The organism is Paenibacillus sanfengchensis (genome assembly GCF_036864765.1).
GTDB lineage: Bacteria > Bacillota > Bacilli > Paenibacillales > Paenibacillaceae > Fontibacillus > Fontibacillus sanfengchensis.
Genome location: NZ_JBAGJC010000003.1, coordinates 50,778 through 71,271 on the forward strand (window position 1 = coordinate 50,778; position 20,494 = coordinate 71,271).

Sequence of the window (20,494 nt, forward strand, 5' to 3'; positions counted from 1 at the left end):
CCCTATTCCACGCTGGCGGATTGCCGGTATTCCTGCGGCAGTTTGCCGTACATTTTTTTGAACATATCGCTGAAATGACGGGCGTTGTTGTAACCGACGCATTCGGCAATTTCGTAAATCATCAAATCCGTGTCCAGCAGCAAACGAAGCGCGTGCTTCATTCGCTCCTCGGTTAAATATTGTTTGAAGTTTTTTCCGGTATGCTTCTTAAAGAAGCTGCTGAAATAATACGGGTTCATATATATAAGGGCGGCCATGGATTCCAATGTGATGTTCTCGGCGTAATGCTCCGCCATATGGGCTTTGACCTGACGCAGTTGGGCGACCTCTTTGTTCGACAGCTTGCGGGCGAACCGCTCGAAGGCTTGCCTCACAACAGCCGACAATTCTTCCGCCACGCCTGCAAAGGTGGCATGACCCGACAAACTTTCCAGGAGTGAATTTTGACCGTGACCGCCCTGAAAAGACCCGATAGGCACCCCGATGCTCGCCATTTCCTGCTCCAGCAGCAAAATCGTATTGTAGACGTTCGTAATGGCCAACTGTTTGCTGCCCCCGGCAAGATGCTTGACGATAGCCAGCAGCAGATCGGTCATTTCCGTAAGCATCTCCTCGTTCTGGGAGGTCACGGCTTTGAAAATTCCCGCCTGCGGCTCCGATATACTGCGCATTTCTCCGGCAGGAGGCGCGTCTTCCTTTCCCGCTTCGACAATCCGGTTCACCCCGGTAAAATACCTCGTTTTAAGCGCTTCCAAAGCGGAGCGGTAAGACTCGTCCGCCGCTTCGATCCCGGAGACCGGAACGCCGATGCCTAACGACACCTTCAATTTCAAAAAAGCGTTTACTTTACTGTGCAGATCTTCAGCCAGCTTGAGCGGCTCGCCCGGCTGCTCATACGGAATCAAAATGCCGAACCTTCCGTCTTTATGGAACATCAGACCATTGCCGCGGCTTTCCAGCGTTTCTTTGATGATATTATTCAGGGCGAACTGAACGAGCTTGCGCTCCCGTTCTTCCCAGCGGGAATCCCCGCCCATTTCTTCGTCCGGTTCAAGTACGCAAACACCCGTATACCTGCTTAACGCGATGGCCCCCATGCGAATCAGTTCCCCGGCCGCGCGCTTGTCTCCATCCATCAAGCTGTCCAGCAATTCCTCAATCGTCACGGTCCGGTTTTTCCGCTCGTAATGATCCAGCATCTCCTTGGCCCGTTCCCCTTCGCTCTCCTCGCGGATTAACGAAGCGGCCTTGCTCACCACGTCCTCCAGATGCTTCTTGCTCACCGGCTTGACCAGATAATCGAGCGCCCCGTACTGAATGGCTTGACGGGCAAAGGCGAATTCCTGATAAGCGCTGATGAACACCACTTTAATCTGGCGGGCCTGCTCATAAAGCTCCCTAACAATATCAATCCCGCTGCCCCCCGGCATATTGATATCGCTAATAATCAGGTCCGGGCGGGCTTCACGGATCAGCTGCCTCAGTTCGTTCCCGTCATTGGCTTCGCCAACGATGGCGAACCCCATTTCCTCCCACGGAATCAACTTCTTCAAACCCCGCAATATTACCGGCTCGTCATCCGCCAACAACACCCTGATCTGCATGTCTCTTATCCTCCCAACGGTACGGATGTAATCGCGAGTATGTGAACTCAACCTGTCAGGTCCTTTCTCTCATTATACAGCCTTGCTTCCTTTACTGTAACATGCGGCTTTTCACAGCATAACGAAAGTTTTTTAAGGCGGGTGTCTGCTTTTTTAAGATGGTGTCGGAAAACAAGAAGCGCCTCGCATGACGGGAGCCAAGGAGCCATGTCCTTCAACCCTTCAAGGAGGCGCATAACAAGCGAATATTCAGCTAAAGTTCTTTGCTTCGTCCGCAGTACCTCCAGCGGCGTTACCCATTTGCTCTCAGCTCTCCGCTCTCCGTCCTTCTAAACGCGCTGCGCGATCGACTCCGCATTCAGTCCCAAATGCTCGCGCAGCGTTTTCCCGGTGTACTCCGTGCGGTAAATGCCGCGATTTTGCAATTCGGGTATAACCTTGCTGACAAAATCCTCGAGCCCCGACGGCAGCAGCGGCGGCATCAGATTAAATCCGTCGGCGGCATCTTCCTCAAGCCAACGCTGCATCGTATCGGCAATCTGCACCGGTGTTCCGGCCAGCGTGAAATGGCCGCGGCCGCCCGCAGTGCGAATGATGAGCTCGCGAATCGACAGCTTCTCCTTGCGGGCCAGATCGGTATATAGCCGAAACCGGGCCTGCTGGCCCTGAACCAGCTCCGGCGCAGGCAATCGCTCGTAAGGCAGCGGGCCGTCCAGCGGACAGTCGGACAGGTCCGTTTGAAGCAGCGCCGACAAATTGTACAGCCCGTATTCGGATACGCTCAGCTCGTTCAACTCGCGTTCCTTCTCCTCCGCCTCCGCTTTGGAATCGCCGATGAACGGAATCAGCCCGGGCAGTATTTTCATTTGTTCCCTTCCGCGTCCCCAAACCTTCAACCTGCCTTTTAAATCGGCGTAAAACGCAGCCGCCTCGCCGATGCCGGGCTGGGCCGTGAACACCATCTCCGCCCACCGTGCGGCGAACGCCTTGCCGTCCTCCGAAGAGCCGGCCTGTACAAGCACCGGCACGGTCTGCGGCGAGCGCGGCAAATTGAGCGGACCCGCGACAGATACATGCTTGCCCCCGTAATCGGCCGCCTTGATCCGGTCCATATCGGCATAGAGGCCGGCTGCTCGATCGAGAAGCAGCGCGTCTTCCGCCCAGCCGGTCCACAGCCGGAGCGCCGCCTCGACGAACTCGTGCGCCCGCTCGTAACGAAGCGAGTGGCTCAAATGCCGCTCTTTGCCGAAGTTGCGGGCGGTCGCATCTCCGGTCGAGGTCACAATGTTCCAAGCCGCACGCCCGCCGCTGATATGATCGAGCGAAGCGAATTTGCGGGCGATATGGTAAGGTTCGTTGTAGGTGGTTGAAGCGGTCGCCGTCAAACCGATGTTTTCCGTCACCGCCGCGAGCGCCCCCAGCATCGTAAACGCCTCAAGCTGCGGAATGACGCGGTATTTCGTCATTTGGTTCAACCGGTATTTTTCCGCAAGAAAAACCGAATCCATCTTCGCCTGCTCGGCCAACTTCGCCATCCGTTCGTAATAACGGAAGTCGGTCGCCAGTTCAGGGCTGGCGGACTGGTGGCGCCAACTGGCCTCGTGATGGCCGGTGCTCATCAAAAACAAATTTAGGTGCAATTTCTTTTCTTGCCGGGTCGGTCTCATCTTCCTTCCCCTCCTTTTCCGATATGGCCGTATCCGAGTTTGTCGCGGCTGCGCCGCTCCCTTTGCTGTTTTTCCAGCGCGGCCCGACCGAGTTCCTCCGCCCGGAGCGGGTCGATCGCAAACAGACCGTCCTCGTCGCCGATGATCAAATCGCCCGGTCGCACCGCCACGCCGCCGACGCTGACAGCGGTGTTGACTTCGCCTTCCAATTCGAGCGAGCGTGTCGTCAACGCGCTGATACCGCGCGAAAACACCGGGAAACCAAGCTGCCGAAGCGCCGCGGCATCGGAGACGCAGCCGGATACAACCGCTCCGGCGACCCCTTTGGCCATTGCCTTGTAGGCACGGAATTCGCCCCAGCAGGCCCGCTCCTCGTCGCCCGACATGTCGATGACGAGCACATCGCCCGGCCGCGCCAGTTCAAGCGCCTCGCGCAGCGCGGAGGAATCGGTATGGGGAAGACGCACCGTGAGCGCGCTGCCGAGCAGGCGAATCGGACAAAACAGCGGCCGGATTCCGCGGACATAGCCGAAATCGGTCAAATGCCCGATCGTGGACGCTTGTATGCCGCGGTATAGTTCCAGCAGCTCCGGTTGAAGCGACGCGGCGTGAGGTTCAATACGCAGCATGCGGCACCTCCTGCGGCTCGGCGGCGCGCAGCGGATTCGGCATTTCGCCTTTGCCGTACGGCATGCTGCCCGGAACCTTCGCCGACTGGGCAAGCAGCGGCCGCACCACCTGCTTCCACGGCCAACACTCGGCGCGGAACAGACCGGCGTGAATAACCTCTTCCTGCCGCTGTGGCAATGCGGCACGATCAAGCGCTATCTGCAGCACTTCCTTCAATTCGGTCCACAATCGTTCCTCGGAAATACCGTAAACATTGGACAGACTGTCCATAATGGCGAACAGATTGACCTGGATGCCGAGCATCTGGAAAAACGCCAGCAACTGCTGCGGCGAATCGTGATACAGCGAGTTCGGCACGCCGGGGCGCAGCAGATAGCCGGGGTCATCGAGACCGGCCTCGCGCAGCCAAGGCACATGGACGCGCAGGGCGTCGTGGTCGCGAAGCAGCAGGCCGCATACCCGCCCCGCCTTCAAAACGAGCACCGCATTTTGTCCATGCACCTCCGGCACAAGGCCGAAACGCAACAGCCGCAGCGACAGCTCGCCGAACATCAACGCAATTTCGCGGAACAGTTCCAGCGTTCCCTGCGCCGCGCTCGGCAGGCCGCGCTGCCGCAGCCATTCGCCAAAGAGCTGCGATTCGGCACCGTGTACCGCCAGCGCCGACATCGGCACAAGCCGGTATCCGACATCCCCGGCAAGCTCCCGTGGATAGCTGCGAATCATCGCCGACAAATGGCGCGGATCATCCGCAAACAAGTCGTTATCATGCGGAGCCAGCGCCCACCAGCTACCTTCCTCGCATAAATACAGCTTCTTGCCCAGCACCGGATCAAGCCGCCGCGCCTGCCGCAGCAGTGATTCGGCGCGCACACCGTTCATCAGCTTGATCGCCGACAAATAGCGAAGACCGCCAAGCGAGCGGATGCCGAGCGGCAGTTTTACATGCCTCGGCGAGCTGCCCAGGCTCATCAGCGATCGGACCGACGATGTGGCATAGAAGGTGCCCGCCGCCGTGTCCAGCAGCACACACACGCCGCTTGCCAGCTCCGAGCGAAGCCGCTGCGGCAGCATCTCCTCCATCTGCCACGGATGCACGGGCAGGGCGATATGCGTACCGTGCAGTCCGCGCGACATCAACTCGCGGTCCAGTTCCGCCTGCTCGCCCGCCGGAAGCAGCAGCGACTGCGGCAGCGCGTCCCCCGCACCGTCGCCGGTCAGCAGCCGGTCGCGTCGCACAGCCATCCAACGCAGCCGGATCGGCTGCTCCGCTTCGGCCGTATAGCGGCCGCATTCGCCGCGGCCCCAGCCGAGCTTGGCTTTCGCGACCGGGTGAAACGGCCGGTCGCGAAACGCGGCGCAGCGCTCCAGCGCAAGCAGCGACCGGTCCGGCGGTAGCGCCAGCAGGTCCGGCGGGACCGGCACGCGCCGTTCCAGGGACCAGGCGATTTGCTCGGCCGTCTGTCGCAGCATATCGATGAACGCCTCCGTCCCTTCCGGGCGCACATCTCCCGCCTCGGCGCGGCTGTCCGCAACGCGGCGCATCAATTCCGGCGGCGATACCAGCCTCGCCTCGCCGGCAACGTTGCTTGCCGCGACGAGCGCCGCCGGCTCGCAGCGCAGCCGCTGCACCGGTGAGCGGCGCAGCCCGAACACGATAGCGTCATCGCCACCCGGCCGCCACAGGCCGATTAATCCGCCTCTCTCATCGAATGGCGTTTGGCCGGCCTCTCCTGCCGCTTCTATCCGATGCGCCGTGGAACGCGTCTTGCCCTTACCGTTTTTCCCGTCTGCACAGACCCTGCCGTTTATGCCGCCGGAGGGGGAACCGCCTTCAACTCCGATTTCCTCCGTGGAGCTAAGCAGCAGTTTCCGGGCCGCGGCGAACGCCTTGTCGGAACCGGTGAGCGCATTAGCGTCCTCCGTTGCGATTATCCGCAATCCGTCCATCAGTTCCTCGGCCAACAGCGCGTTGAGCAAGTCCTCCATGACGCGCCGCGCCGCTTCTTCTCTTATCAGCTTATCCGGCATAAAAGCTCTCTCCTTTCGCCGCGCGAAACGCGTGCAGCGGATTCGGCACCCATTTCGGCTCGACCTCCGAATCGGGCCAGAGCCGCCTGCGCGCCAACTGCTCGATGCGGATCGTTTCCGAGAATAAATCGTAAAGCGCATATTGCCGCGCAAATTCGGGATGACGGTTTTGATACCCGAGGATAACCTCAGCGACGCGCTCCCAGAATGATTCCTCAGCCAAGCCGAATCGTTCGTTTAAGCAGAGGCCCAGATCGCCCAGGCAGACGAAAAAGAAAGCGCTGTGCAAAAAGTCCCGGACAGCCTCGGGATCCTCCGTTTGCATGTACGAGTGACGGTTAAGCGCCAGATGGGAAGCCGGTTCGGGATGGAGCTGCGGGCATAGCTGCGGCTCCGGCAGCAAGCGGCGGCAAAAACGCACGCCATCATGGAAATCGCGCAGCGCGATGCGGACGGGACGTCCGTCCCGATGCAGGAGCAGGATGTTCTGCGCGTGTGATTCCAGCGCCACGCCATGGGCGTACAGCATATGGATCAGCGGCGTCACCGCCGCCTCCAGCAGCTCGCCGAGCCATGCGTGCAGACCGTAGCGGGAGATCCATGTCTCGACATGGGCCGCCGCTTCGCCTTCGGCATACGACAGCGCGGCAAACGGCAGCGCCTGCTCACCGTCCTGCAGCACGGCTTCCTGCCCGCGCCTCATGATGGCCCCCAGCGCGCCGTAGGCGCGATCGCGTACCGAGGGGGACAGCTCCCGCGTTTCAAAGGCGATGCCGGCATATTCGTCAAGCAGCGCGAATTCCGGCTTGTCCGGCGTACGGTCGTAGGCGATCAGATCGTGCAGCCAATCCGACACAAGGGCCGCGTTCAGCACCGTATGAAGCGCCAGCATGCGCCGGGTCGACGTATTGACGATGCCCAGCGACAGCTTCAAGGTTGCCTTGCGGCGGTCGGTGACATTTTCCAGGCTGCGGATCGATTGCTGTGCGCGGTAGACATCATCCGCCCACCCGAGCGGAATCAGGAGCCCGTCGGCTATTTCCCGGTGCAGCGCCGGAACGACGACATGCTCCCACTGCCACGGATGGACGGGCATGAACCGGTAGTCGCCCGGGCGGTGACCCCGCCGCTCCAGCTCGAAGCGGAAGCGTTCCAATGCGGCCGGGCCCAGTTCCTCACGCAGCCAGGTCTCCTCGTCCAGTCCGCGCCGCAGCGACAAAAGGGCGTACGAGCGGGAGACGGCGACCCACAGCGGCCGCAAAGATTCGCCGAACTCCGGCCCGTACAGCCGGTTGTCGGCGGCGTCAAAGCCGATGCGGGACTTGTAGCAGGGATGGTACGGATGGCCGTCCAGTTCCCCCTCCTCGTGATCGCGCGGCCGCCGGGCCCCTTCGAGCTTGCGCCAAGCGCGCGACTCCGCATCGTGCAGCAGCGTGCGGGCCAGCTCCTCCTGCAGGCGGAGCAGCAGTTCTCCCTGCTGCCGCTGCCCGAGCACCTCATCGACGAAAAGCGCCAGCCGCGCAGGGCCCGTCTCCCCGTCCGTCGCAATGCGCCGCAGCGAGCCGCGATCCAACCGGATGCGGCCGAAGCTGAAACTGCGCCGGCAGACGAAACGGTAACGGACCGCCTCGCCTGTTGCCGAGCGTCCCGCCAACTCCACGGCGCGGGTTTCGCCCGGTTGCGGCAGCCCTTCGTCCGGCGCGACGATTTCCTCGTACAGCGACGCTTCGATCAATTGCCCAAGCACTCGCCGCTCAGCCGCCTCATAGGAGTCCGAGCGGATCGCGGCAGCGCGTTTGTCGATTTCGTTCCAACTTTTCATTTTCGCCTCACCTCGTATATTTTTGATTCGCATCCTTTCGTTCGTGACCATGAGTAGTTTCTGTCTTCGGTGTCTTCGGGTATTATCTCAAGCGTTGCGGCCGGCATCCGGTTGTTCAGACCTCATCCGCCCCTCCTTCTCTCGCGGCCTGCCGCGCCGTCGCCTTCATCCACAACAGGTTTAACGCAAAAAGAACGGCCGAGCCCGCAAAAATATAGCGCAGACCAAAGGTTGCGGCAATCCATCCCATGCCGACGGAGCCGAGCAAGCCGCCGGCCATCTGGGCGCAATTGAGATAGCTGTAGGCGCGGCTTTCCATGCCCGGCGGAGCGTGCCGCCGCACGAGCGCGTTCAGCGACGGGCCGAGCCCGCCAAGGCAGGCGCCGTTGCAAAACCTCAGCGCGATCAACTGCCAGAGCTGCTGCACGAACGTTTGCGGAATCGACAGCAGCATCGCTCCCAGCAGCGAAGCCGTCAGTACGCGGCGCTGGCCGCGGCGGTCGCCCAGTTTGCCCAGCTGCGGCGCCGCCAGCATATTCGCCGCCCCCATCGCGGCGGAGGCGATACCGGCGAGCAGCGCCACACTGCCGCTGCCGGGCGCGAGCATCTGCACGTACAGCGGAATAAGCGGCAGGGTGCCGACCGTCGCCGCTCGCTGCAGCGAAGCGGAAACAAACAGGGCCGGCAGCGGACGCCGCGACATAATTTCCCGCATGTCGCCCCGCAGTCCGGCCGTTGGCGCTATCGGCGGATGCTCTTCGCGCCGCTCGCGGACCCCGAAGAGAACGACCAGCGAAGCGGCAAAAATGCCGGTCCCAATATAGAGAAACACCTCCGCAAAGCCGAAGCGATCCGCCAGCAAACCGCCCAGCAGGGGTCCGCAAATCGTGCCGCCAACCGAGCTGGCGTGCAGCAGCCCGAGGGCGTAACCGCCTCGCTCTTTCGGCGAGCTTTTGGCCGTCAAAGCCACCGCGGCGGGGCTGAAGCCGGACATCATGCCGTTGAGCAGACGCAGCAGCAACAACTCAAACGGTCCCCGCACCACGGCCATCAGCGTAATCGTCATAGCCATGCCGAAGCCCGAGCGCAGCAGCATCGGCTTACGCCCGTGCCGATCGGCCACTCTTCCCCATACCGGCGCCATGACAAAGGCGCTGAGAAGATTCGCGCCATAGATCGCCCCCGACCAGAGCGTCACTTCGGCATGCCCGCGCACGCCGAGCTCCTGCAGATACAACGGCAAAAACGGGGTAACGCAGCTGACGGAGGCCATCGCCAGAAACTGCCCGGCGCACAGGATATACAAACTGCGCTTCCAACTTTCCATCTCCGTCAGGCTTCCTTTCGTTGTCGGTCGCCAGCACCGCAATCTTCAAGCGGGACCGGGCGGCTCACGGCCGCCCGCCCCGGATTGGATTAGCGATCGGTACATACATTGGCGTATCTCCTTTGTCCGCTAGGCAACTGGCGAAATTGGCTTTCGCCGGAAGCGTTTTTTGATTTAGCAGCCCATCCACGTATGGACGCAGCCGTTCACCCGCCCGCCGCCGTTCCTCCAGCAGCAAACTGCGGACGACATCCCAGCCTTCTCGCTCCGGCCGGCCTTGCCAGAGCGCCAGCGCGTGAATGAGCGCCCCAAGATGATTGACGAAAAAATAGTATTGCGTGCGGTGCCAAGCCTTCGCCGCATCGTACAGCAACGGGCTGTCCTCGGGCAGCAATCCGCCGATCCAGCCGGCCGCCTCGGCAACCCGGCGGTCGACGCTCATTCCCTCCAAATCGCGCGTATAAAAGCGGCTCGGCCAGCCATTCTCAAGCGAAAGCAGCGAATTTTGCGCATGCGCCTCAAAGCTGATGCCAAAGCGGTCCCAGACGCGCAGCAGCGGCAGCATGGACAGGTGCAGATAACGCTCCAGCCACTCCCGCATATCCGGCAGTTGCAGCGCTCCGCAGGTTCGCGCGTTTTCGGCGATCGCCTGCGCGATTTTCGGCGTCCGCTCGTCCGGCCAACTCTCCAGCAGCGAGGCCAGCACAAACGTTGCGGACGGATCAAACGCCATCGGTCTGAACAGAACCGTAAACGCCGGGTTAGGCTGCGTCCGATCGGGCGCGGCGATTCCGGCATACCCCGTTTCCGGCAGCAGGCCGGGCAATTCCCGCTTCAGTTCGGCCCCCAGATGCATTGCCAGACGCGCGGCGTGCATCGTGCGGGCCGTCTGCTCCGCAGTGTTAACGCGGATCAGGTTTGTGATCCGCACATCCAGCGGCAGCTTCCAGCCGCACCCGCTTTGCGGCTCCCATACGGTGCGTACCGACGACGTCGGGTAAACTCGCGGTCCGAGCGGCCCCAGCGGTACCAGGTCACCCCGCGCAAGAGCCCGGCCCGCCCACGGTTGTTTCGGCAGGCGTTCCGCTTGCCACGGATGCATCGGCAGCGGCTCATACACGGTCTCCGCCCGCGGTCCGAGCCGCTCCGTCAGCGCCCGCAGATACGGCTCCCTTACCGTCGGCGGAAGCGTTTGCATCCGCTCGCCCGGCAGCCACTCCCCCAGTTGCTCGGAGACGCGCACGGCGAAATAATGCAGCGGAAAACCCGCGCCCCGTTCGGGACTGAACCGATTCAGATCCGGTTCGTTCATGCCTTCCACGCTTTTTGGATACGGGTGGAACGGATGGCCGGCAAACACGCTTTGCTCGGAGGCGATGTAATCAAGCTTGCGGACATTCATGCCGGCCTTCCCATCGGCCGCCCGCCGCTCGAGATGTCCGCGCAAATTCCGCACGCTGCATTGTATGCGTTTCAGCGTCGCATCGGCGGCCGGAGCCCCCTCCGGGGCGAACCGCAGCGCCAATTCGCGGACAAGCGTCTCGGCAAGCTCGTTGAACGGCAGCGGCCTTGTGCAATCGCCCCGCTCCAAAATCCATCCGTCCTCGAACAGATGCTGACCAGTGAGCGAAGCGTAAGCAATCGTCCCTTGGATCTGTGCCCCGTCCCGAAGCCGAATCGCGATCGGGACGGACGCCCCCGTCTCCGCCGCTTCCGCCAAACGGCATGGGCTCTCTGCCGCTTCGTCGTTTTCCCGCAGAAAAGCATTGATCAGCGACCTGGCCGCCAAACACTCCGCCAGCCTATCCGTCGAACTCACCGCCGGATTCCCCGCCAGACTCGCTGCGCGGGGCGCGGCTTCCGTGGTAGTAACCGTCCGCCGGTTCGTCAGCATGGCAGCGCCTCGCGGGCGGCCCGTACCGACTCGCCGAAGCGGGCGGCGATTTCGTCCAATTGCTCCTCGGTTACGATGAGCGGCGGCAGGAAGCGCATGACCGAGGAATTTCGCCCGCCGACCTCCAGGATCAGCCCGCGCCGGAGGCATTCCCGCTGGATTTGCGCGGCGAGTCGCGGAGCGGCCGGAATATGGCCAAGCCGGTCGGGCTCGCCGTTCTCGTCGATGATTTCAACGCCGATCATTAATCCCAGCCCGCGCACGTCGCCGATGCAGCGCTCCCGCTCCGCCAGCGAACCAAGCCGTTCCAACAGCCGCTCGCCGAGCAAGCGCGCCCGCTCGTGAAGCTCCCGCTCCTTGATATAGCGCAGCGACGCCAGCCCGGCGGCCATCGCCAACTGGTTGCCGCGGAAGGTGCCGATATGCGCGCCAGGCTTCCAGACGTCGTAGCGCTCGTGATAGACAACGACCGACAGCGGCAGACTGCCGCCAATCGCCTTCGACAGCACGACCGCATCCGGCTCGATTCCGGCATGCTCAAAGGCGAACAGTTTGCCGGTACGGCCAAAACCGGTCTGTACCTCGTCTACGATCAGCGGAATATCCCGCTCTTTCGTGATGCGCCGCAATTCCGTCAGCCACCCGGGCGGCGCGGGGATGGAACCGCCCTCTCCCTGAACGGGCTCGACGATCATCGCGGCCGGTGGTACGATACCGCTTTCCGGATCGCGCAGCACGTTTTCGATATAACGGAGGCTCAAGCGTTGAGTCTCGTCGCCGCCCACCCCAAATGGACAACGGTAAGCGTACGGATAGGGCAGAAAATGAACGTCCGGCATCAGCCCGGCCACCCGCTCCTTTTGCCCGAGCGTGCCGCTGAGGCTCATCGCCGCGTGCGTCGAGCCGTGATATCCGCCATGAAATGACATCACGCTGCGTCTGCCGGTGGCTGTCTTCATCAGCTTGATCGAAGCCTCGACGGCGTCCCCTCCGGTCGGACCGCAGAACTGGATACGGGCGTTGCGCGCAAACGACGACGGGAGGCTGGCGAAGAGTTCATCGACGAAGCGTTCCTTAAGAGGGGTCGTCAAATCAAGCGTGTGCAGGGGAGCCTTCTGATCGAACAACTCCCTCATCGCCCCGATGACGACGGGATGGTTATGCCCAAGCGCCAAGGTCCCGGCGCCGGCCAAACAATCATAATACACCTTTCCGTCCATATCCCGGACATAAATACCCTCCGCTTCGGCAATGACGATCGGAATTCGCCGGGGATAGGAACGGGCTGAAGATTCGCGCTCCTGCTGGCTCTGCAAATAACGGCTGTTGGCGGTTGCTTCAGTTTCTTTTGTCGCTCGATACATGACGGGATTCACTCCTTTGGCAAGATATTCAAACCCACCAATAATGATAATCATTATCAATAAGATAGGAAAATCATACCATTTCCTTGTCCGATTGGATATCATCCCAACGGATTAACTGAATACTCCGACTGGATAAATTAACCATACTTTTTAGCGCCCTTCCAGCTTCTCCGCCAGCAAAAAGACGAAATCATCCCCGGCATGTTCGAGACAAAGGGCTTTTTTGATATTTTGCACATGCTTTTTAACCGTATTGACACTGATATACAATTCCTCGGCAATTCGTCTGATGCTGTAATGGCGGCACAACCGTTCGGCAATTTCAAGCTGCCTTCCGCTGAGCGCGGACGGCTTCGGGCGCTCCCGCGTCTGTGAACCGGATGCCTCCGGCGCCGCGGGAGGAATTTCCGATGCGACCGCCACATACTCCAGCGTCACCTGAACAGAGTCGCATATATTCATTTGTACAACCCGGTTCATAATCAGACTGTGCAATTCGGCCAACGCCTCGCGCTCCCGATCGTTTTCCGCGCTGGAGGCGACCGTAAGCCGTAGCTTTGTAACAGACATTTGTCTCTCACCGTCCAGATTGGAATGGTTTTTCGATGATAAAGCCAAAGGCATGAGGGCGACAACAACGCTCGGCAATTTCGTCGACGACCCTGTTCATGGCGAGCGGTCCGTAATAGCCGATCCAAAGTGCCGTATGAAAATGGCGGACCCGGCCGGTACGCACGGCGTTCGAATCTTTCCAAACCGGGCATATCGGCGACTCTTCGCTGCGGAATGTCACACCCTTGCCGACATGAACGACCGGAACTCCCTTCGAGCTCCGACTGACGTCCCCCGCCCCGATTCGTGCGACCGGCTGCCGAAACGGGAAAGAGCAGTTTTGTTTAGACACTATTATAAATTCAGTGAGAATCATTATCAATATTTTTGAAAGCGTTGTTGAAATGTTTCACCGATTAACGCTTCCGCATTGGAATTTTTGTCTTATGCTCCAACAACAAAAAACACCTGTTGGATGTCATAGTCATAGCATCCTAAATCCAGGTGTTCGTTGTTTACGATGAATATGGAGCGTCAAACTTGATGATATTCCGGTCGGGATCAAGCAGAAAGATTTGGGCAAAACCTGCAACACTGTCAGGCCGGCCTCCCTAAGTGATCCCCTGCCGTTCCGGCCATTTGATCCTATCTTTATAGCTCCTAATTTCAATTGTCCGGATGTTCATCTATTCGGAGACTCCACTTGCGTTGCATTAACCCTGACACATGATTACAACGGAGCTTGATGCCTTAATCGCTTTTAAAGAACTTCGCAAAAAAGTACAGGCCTTTAAACAAGGTTCTGCAGTTAGGAAGTCTAACGGCCGTGAGAGCCGTTATGTTGCGATTGAATCACGTATTGGGATTCTAACGGTCGTGTGGACCGTTATTTACCTTCATTTCGACCAAAACAGCCATACTTATATGAAATAAGGGCCATGGCGGCCGTTAGAATTTGGAGTCAGCGCAAACAGGGCAAATAACGGCTGTGGCGACCGTTAGCATGGTTTAGAGGGTGAGATGACGATCTAAGTTCGACATGTTGCTTGCCGAAGCGGCGGATCGGCCCCAAATGGGCAGCATCAAGGAAGGTTTGATGCAACGTCATTGCGGAGACTCGACATATTCGAAATAATCGAAATCGGCATGCTTTCTAAAGCCGGTCAGATCCTGACAGCACAGGCCGACGAAGGCTCCGGTAAACCAGCCCTCATCGCAGGCTTCGTCCGATAACGTGCTGGCGTCCAAAACCGGACCGAGGTTCTTGAACGCATGCTCGCCGTCCGTGGAATACGAAAACTGCAGCTTATCGTGATCCACCTCGACACGGAGCCATATCCGGTTCGCGTCAACCGGTAAAGGAACGTATCCGGCCGGCGATGCGTACACATTGTTGACGGCGGACAGGATGCTGATGCAGCGCCCCAGATCTTCATCGTGCGTCACGTGCAAATAATAGTAATTATGCGTGTCGTATAAGCAGATCAGGCCGGCCAAATGCTTATAGCTTGCCGGCTCGAATTCAAGGCAGGTACCGGCCGTAAACGTAAACTCCTGCCAGCGCCGTGCGATCAGGCTTTGTCTGTACTTCGAGCCGAGCCCTTCCCTTCCGTACAGGCGAAGATACCCTCTCCGCTCCGTCAGCGAATAAAAGGTGTGATCAAGCGGGATGCGCAGGGACTGGAAGTGGATATCCAACGTATCGCCGTCAAAATCGTCCCGCGGCGGCCGGCCGGGAAACGGATGCGGCCGAAGGTCGGGGGCTTCCACCTCCGTATCCGGCAGTGCGGTTCCATTCGCCAGCCGAAGCCAGCCGTCCTCGGTCCATTCCACCTTTTGAATCGCCGTTTCGCGGCCCAACGTGTACTTGCGGTCCCCCTTTTCCGTCCGGTTCTCCAGCGCCCTCCCGCAGAGGTGAACCATATACCACTCGCCGCTTTGCGTTTCGACAAGATCGCCGTGCCCCGCTTTTTGCAGCAGCAGGTCGGGGTGATTTCTTGCCGTCATTAGTGAGTTGCCCGGATAGGCTTCGTAAGGACCGAACAAATTTTTCGATCTCAGCATGGACTGCCCGTGCCCTTCGCCCGTGCCCGTATCCGCCGCGAACAAATAATAATAGCCGTTTCGCTTGTAAATGTGTGGTCCTTCCAGAAAAATATCGTTGCTCGCATAAATGGTCACGGCCTCGCCAACCATGCGCCGCTCCCGCTCGGAATATTCCTGAATGACCAAATGCCCTTTGTACCGCTTGGTTACCCGATGATCCGTAACCATGCTGACGATATATTTGCGGCCGTCGTCGTCATGGAACAGCGAAGGATCAAATCCGTAGCTGTTCAGAAAAACCGGCTCCGACCATTCCCCGCGGATATCCGTCGCCGTCACCAGGTAGTTGGGCGTATCGTACATTTTGACGTAGAAGGAATTGACGACGGTATAAACCAAATAATAAACGCCGTCGTGGTAAGTCAAGCAAGGCGCCCAAATCCCTTGCGAAGCGCCAACTCCCCGAAGGTCCAATTGCGATACGCGATTCAGCGGACGGGTAATCAGTTCCCAATGCACCAGATCCCGGGAATGATGAATTTGCACGCCGGGAAACCATTCAAAGGTGGAAGTGGCGATATAATAATCGTCATTCACCCGGATGACGGACGGATCGGGATTAAATCCTCGCAGAATCGGATTTTTAATCGTTTTCATAATCTTGCCCCCTTTAGCTCGCATGCCTACGCCCTTGAGGCTACCACAAATAAAGATCGTTGCCTTTTAGCTTAAAGAGCGCTTCCATAAAATAATAATCGCCATAAATAATCGCGTGATGATGCGTTTTGCTGTGGTATGCCCCCGTGCCGTACAGCAAGATGTGGTCGGTTTCCGGCGACCAATCGATACGCGATTCGTCCAGCGCTCTAAGCAGCTTCAACGCCGCCGCTGCATACGAGCGGCTTTCGTAACCGCCGACGGCCTTGGCGATTTCGATGAGCCCGCAGGCCGCGATGGCCGCAGCCGTATCGTCCGCAAATTTAGGCTCCTCCGGCTGCCTGAAATCGACCGGGATGATGCCGTCCTCCGGAATATTGGCCATAAAATAATGCGCAACCCGCTTCGCCGTCTGCAAATACTGGTCCTTTCCGGTATGAATGTAGCTCATCATATACCCGTAGAGCGCCCAGGTCTGCCCGCGCGTCCAGGAAGATCCCTCCCCGTAGCCCTGTCCTCCGTGCGTCCGCACCACTCCTCCGTTAAAAGGATCGAATTCGACGATATGGTTGACGGAGCCGTCGGGGCGGACAAAGGCCGACATGGACGTATCCGCGTGCTTCATGGCGATTTGCTTGAAACGCGGATCCCCCGTTTCTTCCGTCGCCCAGTAGAGGAGCGGGATGTTGAGCATGCAGTCGATGATCGCCCAGCCGCGTGTATCGCCCTCTTCCAGATCATTCCATGCGCGAATGAAGCCCCCCGCCAAATTGAAGCGGCCCGCCAGAAGGTTTGCGGCATGGAGCGCCCGCTTCCGGGATTCCGGATTACCGGTCACTTTGTAATTCGCGACGCTGGTGGGCAGCCACATAAACCCGACATCATGATGCAGGCCGTAAAATTCTTCAAAACACCGGTCCAGCTTGGCTTCGGAAATTTGGGCGATTCCCTTGTATTTTTCGCTGCCGGTTTCATGGTACATAAGCCATAACATGCCTGCCCAGAAGCCGTTGGTCCACCAGTTGATCCCGTCAGCCTCATTACCCGAAGGATTATCGATAGCCCGGTCGTCGTGCGTCCCGTTCACGGTCGTATAAGGTATTTTGTTCCGGGAGCGCTCGCTGACCGCGTTCATCTTGGCCGTCACCTTGGCGATGACGCCATCCAGCCATTGTTGTTCCATAGCGTGTAACAAAGGAGGTTCCTGCCCTTCTATACGTAAATTTTTCATCCACACGGTATCCGACTTTCCGCTTAGTGAAAGCGTATCATTGCGGCGATGCGAAGGAAATGAAGTTTTTTAAGCCGTAGATGCGGTGATTTTAGAAGTTAACCAAGATCATAGCAGCCCGGCGCAGACACGGCTAAATGAAGCCGGTTGGCCAATAAAAGGGCCCTGATGGAGGATATACGTTGAGATTCCCCCCGGAAGGATGAACAAGAAAGCGCAAATCACCCGAATGAAAGGCGATTTGCGCTTTACTCCAGTCCGTCCCGATACGGCCGGATGATGCCGCCGTTTAACGTCAGCCTGCCGGAGATGTCGTCCTCGGAGGCAATGCCGCGCCTTAGCCGTAATAATCCGCCAAAAAACAGTCGATTCGATAGTGCTTGCATAGGATTAAAAACGCACTTAATATGGGATGTACAGTTAAGCAAGGCATTCATGCAAAATAGGGTTGGACTGTTCGACCAAAGGGGCTTGATATATGAATTTCTATGAACAGCGAATATTACCTGCGTCGCGGCAGATGAAAGATTTGGAGAAGGCCGTGGCGTCATCGTATGAGTATCTGGTGCTGCTGGATGTCCATATCGCCCAGCTCAAGCACGCCTGCGGCATGGTGCATCAAGCGAACAAGAAGTTGTTTTTGCATATGGACCTGATTCAAGGCCTGCAGAGCGACGGACACGCGACCGAGTATCTTTGCCAGGAGTACCGGCCGTACGGGATATTGTCCACCAAGTCCAGCGTCATTCAAAAGGCAAAGCAAAAAGGCGTCGTCGCCGTGCAGCGCATCTTTTTGATCGACAACAGCGCCTTGGAGAAGAGCTGCAAGCTGCTGGAGAGCACGCAGCCGGATGTCATCGAAGTTTTGCCCGGCGGCATGCCGAGCGTGATCCGCAAAGTGAAAGACAGAACGAACCTGCCGATTCTGGCGGGCGGATTCATCTCTTCAAGAGAGGATGTGGAACTGGCTCTGCAAGCGGGCGCCGAAGCGGTGACCACCTCGAACAAGAATTTATGGCGAGATTTTGAAAAAAAGTGATTGACAACGTTTACAAATTTAAATAAAATTTGATTCAAGTTAATAATGTTATGGAGACTTGGAGATCTACATGGAACGTGCCCTCACCTTGCAGCATGGGTGGTTTAGGCGCATACTTTATGTAGGTCTTTTTGTGTTCTCTGAACATTCATAATCATTGGGAGGGGTTTTCATGTCAGCGTTTTGGGGAGAGTTGATTGGAACCATGATACTGATTGCACTGGGCGGAGGCGTATGTGCAGGCGTATCGCTGAAAAAATCTTTTGCGGCGAATTCAGGGTGGATCGTCATTACGATGGGATGGGGATTGGCGGTCGCGATGGGGGCCTATGCGGTAGGTTCGATCAGCGGCGCCCATCTCAACCCGGCGCTCACCTTGGGCCTGGCGCTGATCGGGAATACCCCCTGGGCCGACGTCCCCTCATACATCGCGGCGCAAATGCTTGGGGCTATCCTCGGGGCCGTGATCGTGTATCTGCATTATTTGCCGCATTGGAAGGTAACGGAAGATCCGGGCACCAAGCTGGGCGTGTTCGCAACAGGTCCGGCCGTGTACCATCCTTTCTCCAACTTGATGAGCGAAATGATCGGAACATTCATCCTGGTGCTCGGGATTTTGGCGATCGGCGCCAACAAGTTTACGGATGGGCTAAACCCGCTGATCGTCGGCTTTCTCATCGTCAGTATCGGCTTGTCGCTGGGCGGAACGACCGGGTATGCGATCAATCCGGCGCGCGACTTGGGGCCGAGAATTGCGCATGCGCTGCTGCCGATCGCGGGCAAAGGCGGCTCCAACTGGAAGTACGCCTGGATCCCTGTCGTAGGGCCGCTGCTGGGCGGGTCGCTGGGGGCGTTATTTTACAAGAACGTATTTTTGGGCCAATCGGACCCGGCCATTTGGGTCGTTGTGGGCATCGCGGTCGTTATCTTCGGTATCGCGCTTATTTTCTCCGGCAAAAGCGTCAAGCACAGCGTATCAATGTAAGCGTCATCATATAATTGATCATACACAAATCTATAAATGGGGGAACTTCACATGGAAAAATACATTTTGTCGATTGATCAAGGTACAACGAGCTCCAGAGCCATTTTATTCAATAAAGCGGGCCAAATCGTCCACGTCGCTCAGAAGGAGTTCAAGCAAATTTTTCCCCAACCGGGTTGGGTGGAGCATAATGCTCTGGAAATCTGGGGAACGGTGCTTGCCGTCATCGCGACTTGCCTGATTGAGTCCGGCGTGAAGCCGGGCCAAATCGCCGGCATCGGGATTACGAACCAACGCGAGACGGCGGTCGTATGGGATAAGGAATCCGGCCGCCCGGTCTACAATGCGATCGTGTGGCAATCCAGACAGACGAAATCGATTTGCGACGAATTGCAAGCCGCCGGCCACAGCGAATTGTTCCGCTCCAAAACGGGGCTGCTGATCGACTCTTATTTTTCGGGCACAAAGGTCAAATGGATTCTCGATCATGTCCCGGGTGCCCGGGAAAGAGCGGAGAACGGCGAGCTGCTGTTCGGCACGATCGATACGTGGCTGATCTGGAAGCTGACCGGAGGCGAGGTCCACGTTACCGACTACAGCAACGCTTCGCGCACACTCATGTACAATATTCATGAATTGAAATGGGATGATGAACTGCTGGAGCTGTTGACGATCCCGAAGCAGATGCTCCCCGAGGTGCGCTCCTCCTCCGAAATTTACGGCAAGACGGTCAACTATCATTTCTTCGGCGAGGAGATTCCGATTGCCGGCGCCGCCGGCGACCAGCAGGCCGCCTTGTTCGGGCAAGCGTGCTTCAAAGAAGGCATGGCCAAGAACACCTACGGCACCGGGTGCTTCATGTTGATGAACACCGGCGAACAGCCCGTTCAATCTTCGCACGGTCTGCTGACAACGATCGCCTGGGGCATCGACGGCAAAGTGGAATATGCGCTTGAGGGCAGCGTATTCGTGGCGGGCTCCGCCATCCAATGGCTCCGCGACGGCCTGCGCATGATCAAGGAGTCGAAGGACAGCGAACTGTACGCAAGCAAAGTGGATACAACCGACGGCGTATATGTCGTTCCGGCGTTTGTCGGGCTGGGGACGCCCTATTGGGACAGCGAAGTGAAGGGAGCCATCTTCGGCCTGACGCGCGGCACATCCAAAGAACATTTTATCCGCGCCACCCTGGAATCGCTCGCTTACCAGTCCAAAGACGTGCTCAGCGCCATGGAAGCCGACTCTTCGATGGAGCTTACCAAACTGCGCGTGGACGGCGGAGCGGTGCAGAACAATTTCCTGATGCAGTTCCAGAGCGAAATGCTCGGCGTTCCGGTGGAATGCCCGCAAGTCTATGAGACGACAGCGCTCGGTGCCGCTTATCTGGCCGGTCTGGCCGTCGGATACTGGGAGAGCCGGGATGAGATAGCGGCGCAGTGGAGCATCGACCGCGTCTTTACGCCGACGATGTCGGAAGCGCGGCGCAGTGAATTGTACGCTGGCTGGAGCAAAGCGATTAAGGCCACAATGGTATTCAAATAAGGCCGGAAATATGCTACAATTTTTAATAAGTTAATATTTAAATTCGGTTGGAGAAGCTTGAAACCGCAATTGCACTTTAGCCCGGGGCTGAGGTGTTATT

The 20,494-nt window shown here is 58.4% G+C and carries 16 protein-coding genes; 3 read left to right on the forward strand and 13 right to left on the reverse strand.

Annotation, left to right across the window (positions count from 1 at the left end; all coding sequences use genetic code 11):
• Positions 1-2: 2 nt before the first annotated feature.
• The 13 genes from V4U84_RS06495 to V4U84_RS06555 form a co-directional block, all read right to left on the reverse strand.
• Entirely contained in the window at positions 3-1,604 is a 1,602-nt protein-coding gene (locus V4U84_RS06495) for a response regulator (protein WP_334076960.1), read from the reverse strand.
• 329 nt (positions 1,605-1,933) lie between these two features.
• Positions 1,934-3,271, reverse strand: a complete 1,338-nt coding sequence (locus V4U84_RS06500; protein WP_334073912.1) for an LLM class flavin-dependent oxidoreductase — start codon at positions 3,269-3,271, stop codon at positions 1,934-1,936.
• Positions 3,268-3,900, reverse strand: coding sequence for an RraA family protein (locus V4U84_RS06505; protein WP_334076961.1), 633 nt, complete (start codon positions 3,898-3,900; stop codon positions 3,268-3,270). Before V4U84_RS06505 ends, V4U84_RS06500 begins: the two co-directional genes overlap by 4 nt.
• Entirely contained in the window at positions 3,887-5,932 is a 2,046-nt protein-coding gene (locus V4U84_RS06510; RefSeq protein WP_334076962.1) for an IucA/IucC family protein, read from the reverse strand. Before V4U84_RS06510 ends, V4U84_RS06505 begins: the two co-directional genes overlap by 14 nt.
• A complete protein-coding gene (locus V4U84_RS06515) occupies positions 5,922-7,754 on the reverse strand; it encodes an IucA/IucC family protein (protein WP_334076963.1) in 1,833 nt (610 codons plus the stop codon). Before V4U84_RS06515 ends, V4U84_RS06510 begins: the two co-directional genes overlap by 11 nt.
• A 115-nt stretch (positions 7,755-7,869) precedes the next feature.
• The gene (locus V4U84_RS06520; protein ID WP_334073908.1) at positions 7,870-9,123 is read right to left on the reverse strand and encodes an MFS transporter; all 1,254 of its coding nucleotides are present in this window, start codon (positions 9,121-9,123) and stop codon (positions 7,870-7,872) included.
• A gap of 22 nt (positions 9,124-9,145) precedes the next feature.
• Positions 9,146-10,975 carry an IucA/IucC family protein gene (locus V4U84_RS06525; protein WP_334073907.1) on the reverse strand — a complete coding sequence of 610 codons (1,830 nt, stop codon included), beginning with the start codon at positions 10,973-10,975 and terminating at the stop codon, positions 9,146-9,148.
• Positions 10,969-12,339, reverse strand: a complete 1,371-nt coding sequence (locus V4U84_RS06530; protein WP_334073906.1) for a diaminobutyrate--2-oxoglutarate transaminase — start codon at positions 12,337-12,339, stop codon at positions 10,969-10,971. Before V4U84_RS06530 ends, V4U84_RS06525 begins: the two co-directional genes overlap by 7 nt.
• Positions 12,340-12,492: 153 nt before the next feature.
• On the reverse strand, positions 12,493-12,912 hold the full coding sequence (locus tag V4U84_RS06535) for a response regulator transcription factor (RefSeq protein ID WP_334073905.1): 420 nt from the start codon (positions 12,910-12,912) through the stop codon (positions 12,493-12,495).
• 7 nt (positions 12,913-12,919) lie between these two features.
• A complete protein-coding gene (locus tag V4U84_RS06540; RefSeq protein ID WP_334073904.1) occupies positions 12,920-13,246 on the reverse strand; it encodes a hypothetical protein in 327 nt (108 codons plus the stop codon).
• Between the two features lie 752 nt (positions 13,247-13,998).
• Positions 13,999-15,597, reverse strand: a complete 1,599-nt coding sequence (locus V4U84_RS06545; RefSeq protein WP_334073902.1) for a glycoside hydrolase family 43 protein — start codon at positions 15,595-15,597, stop codon at positions 13,999-14,001.
• A gap of 40 nt (positions 15,598-15,637) precedes the next feature.
• A complete protein-coding gene (locus V4U84_RS06550) occupies positions 15,638-16,780 on the reverse strand; it encodes an AGE family epimerase/isomerase (RefSeq protein ID WP_334073901.1) in 1,143 nt (380 codons plus the stop codon).
• Between the two features lie 296 nt (positions 16,781-17,076).
• A complete protein-coding gene (locus V4U84_RS06555; RefSeq protein WP_334073900.1) occupies positions 17,077-17,214 on the reverse strand; it encodes a hypothetical protein in 138 nt (45 codons plus the stop codon).
• Between the two features lie 92 nt (positions 17,215-17,306).
• Between V4U84_RS06555 and V4U84_RS06560 the strand changes: the two genes are divergently transcribed.
• The 3 genes from V4U84_RS06560 (at position 17,307) to glpK (ending at position 20,394) form a co-directional block, all read left to right on the forward strand.
• The gene (locus V4U84_RS06560) at positions 17,307-17,867 is read left to right on the forward strand and encodes a glycerol-3-phosphate responsive antiterminator (protein ID WP_334073899.1); all 561 of its coding nucleotides are present in this window, start codon (positions 17,307-17,309) and stop codon (positions 17,865-17,867) included.
• Between the two features lie 172 nt (positions 17,868-18,039).
• Positions 18,040-18,852 (forward strand): MIP/aquaporin family protein, encoded by an 813-nt coding sequence (locus V4U84_RS06565; protein WP_334073898.1) that lies wholly within the window; start codon positions 18,040-18,042, stop codon positions 18,850-18,852.
• A gap of 51 nt (positions 18,853-18,903) precedes the next feature.
• The gene (glpK, locus tag V4U84_RS06570; RefSeq protein ID WP_334073897.1) at positions 18,904-20,394 is read left to right on the forward strand and encodes a glycerol kinase GlpK; all 1,491 of its coding nucleotides are present in this window, start codon (positions 18,904-18,906) and stop codon (positions 20,392-20,394) included.
• Positions 20,395-20,494: the final 100 nt, after the last annotated feature.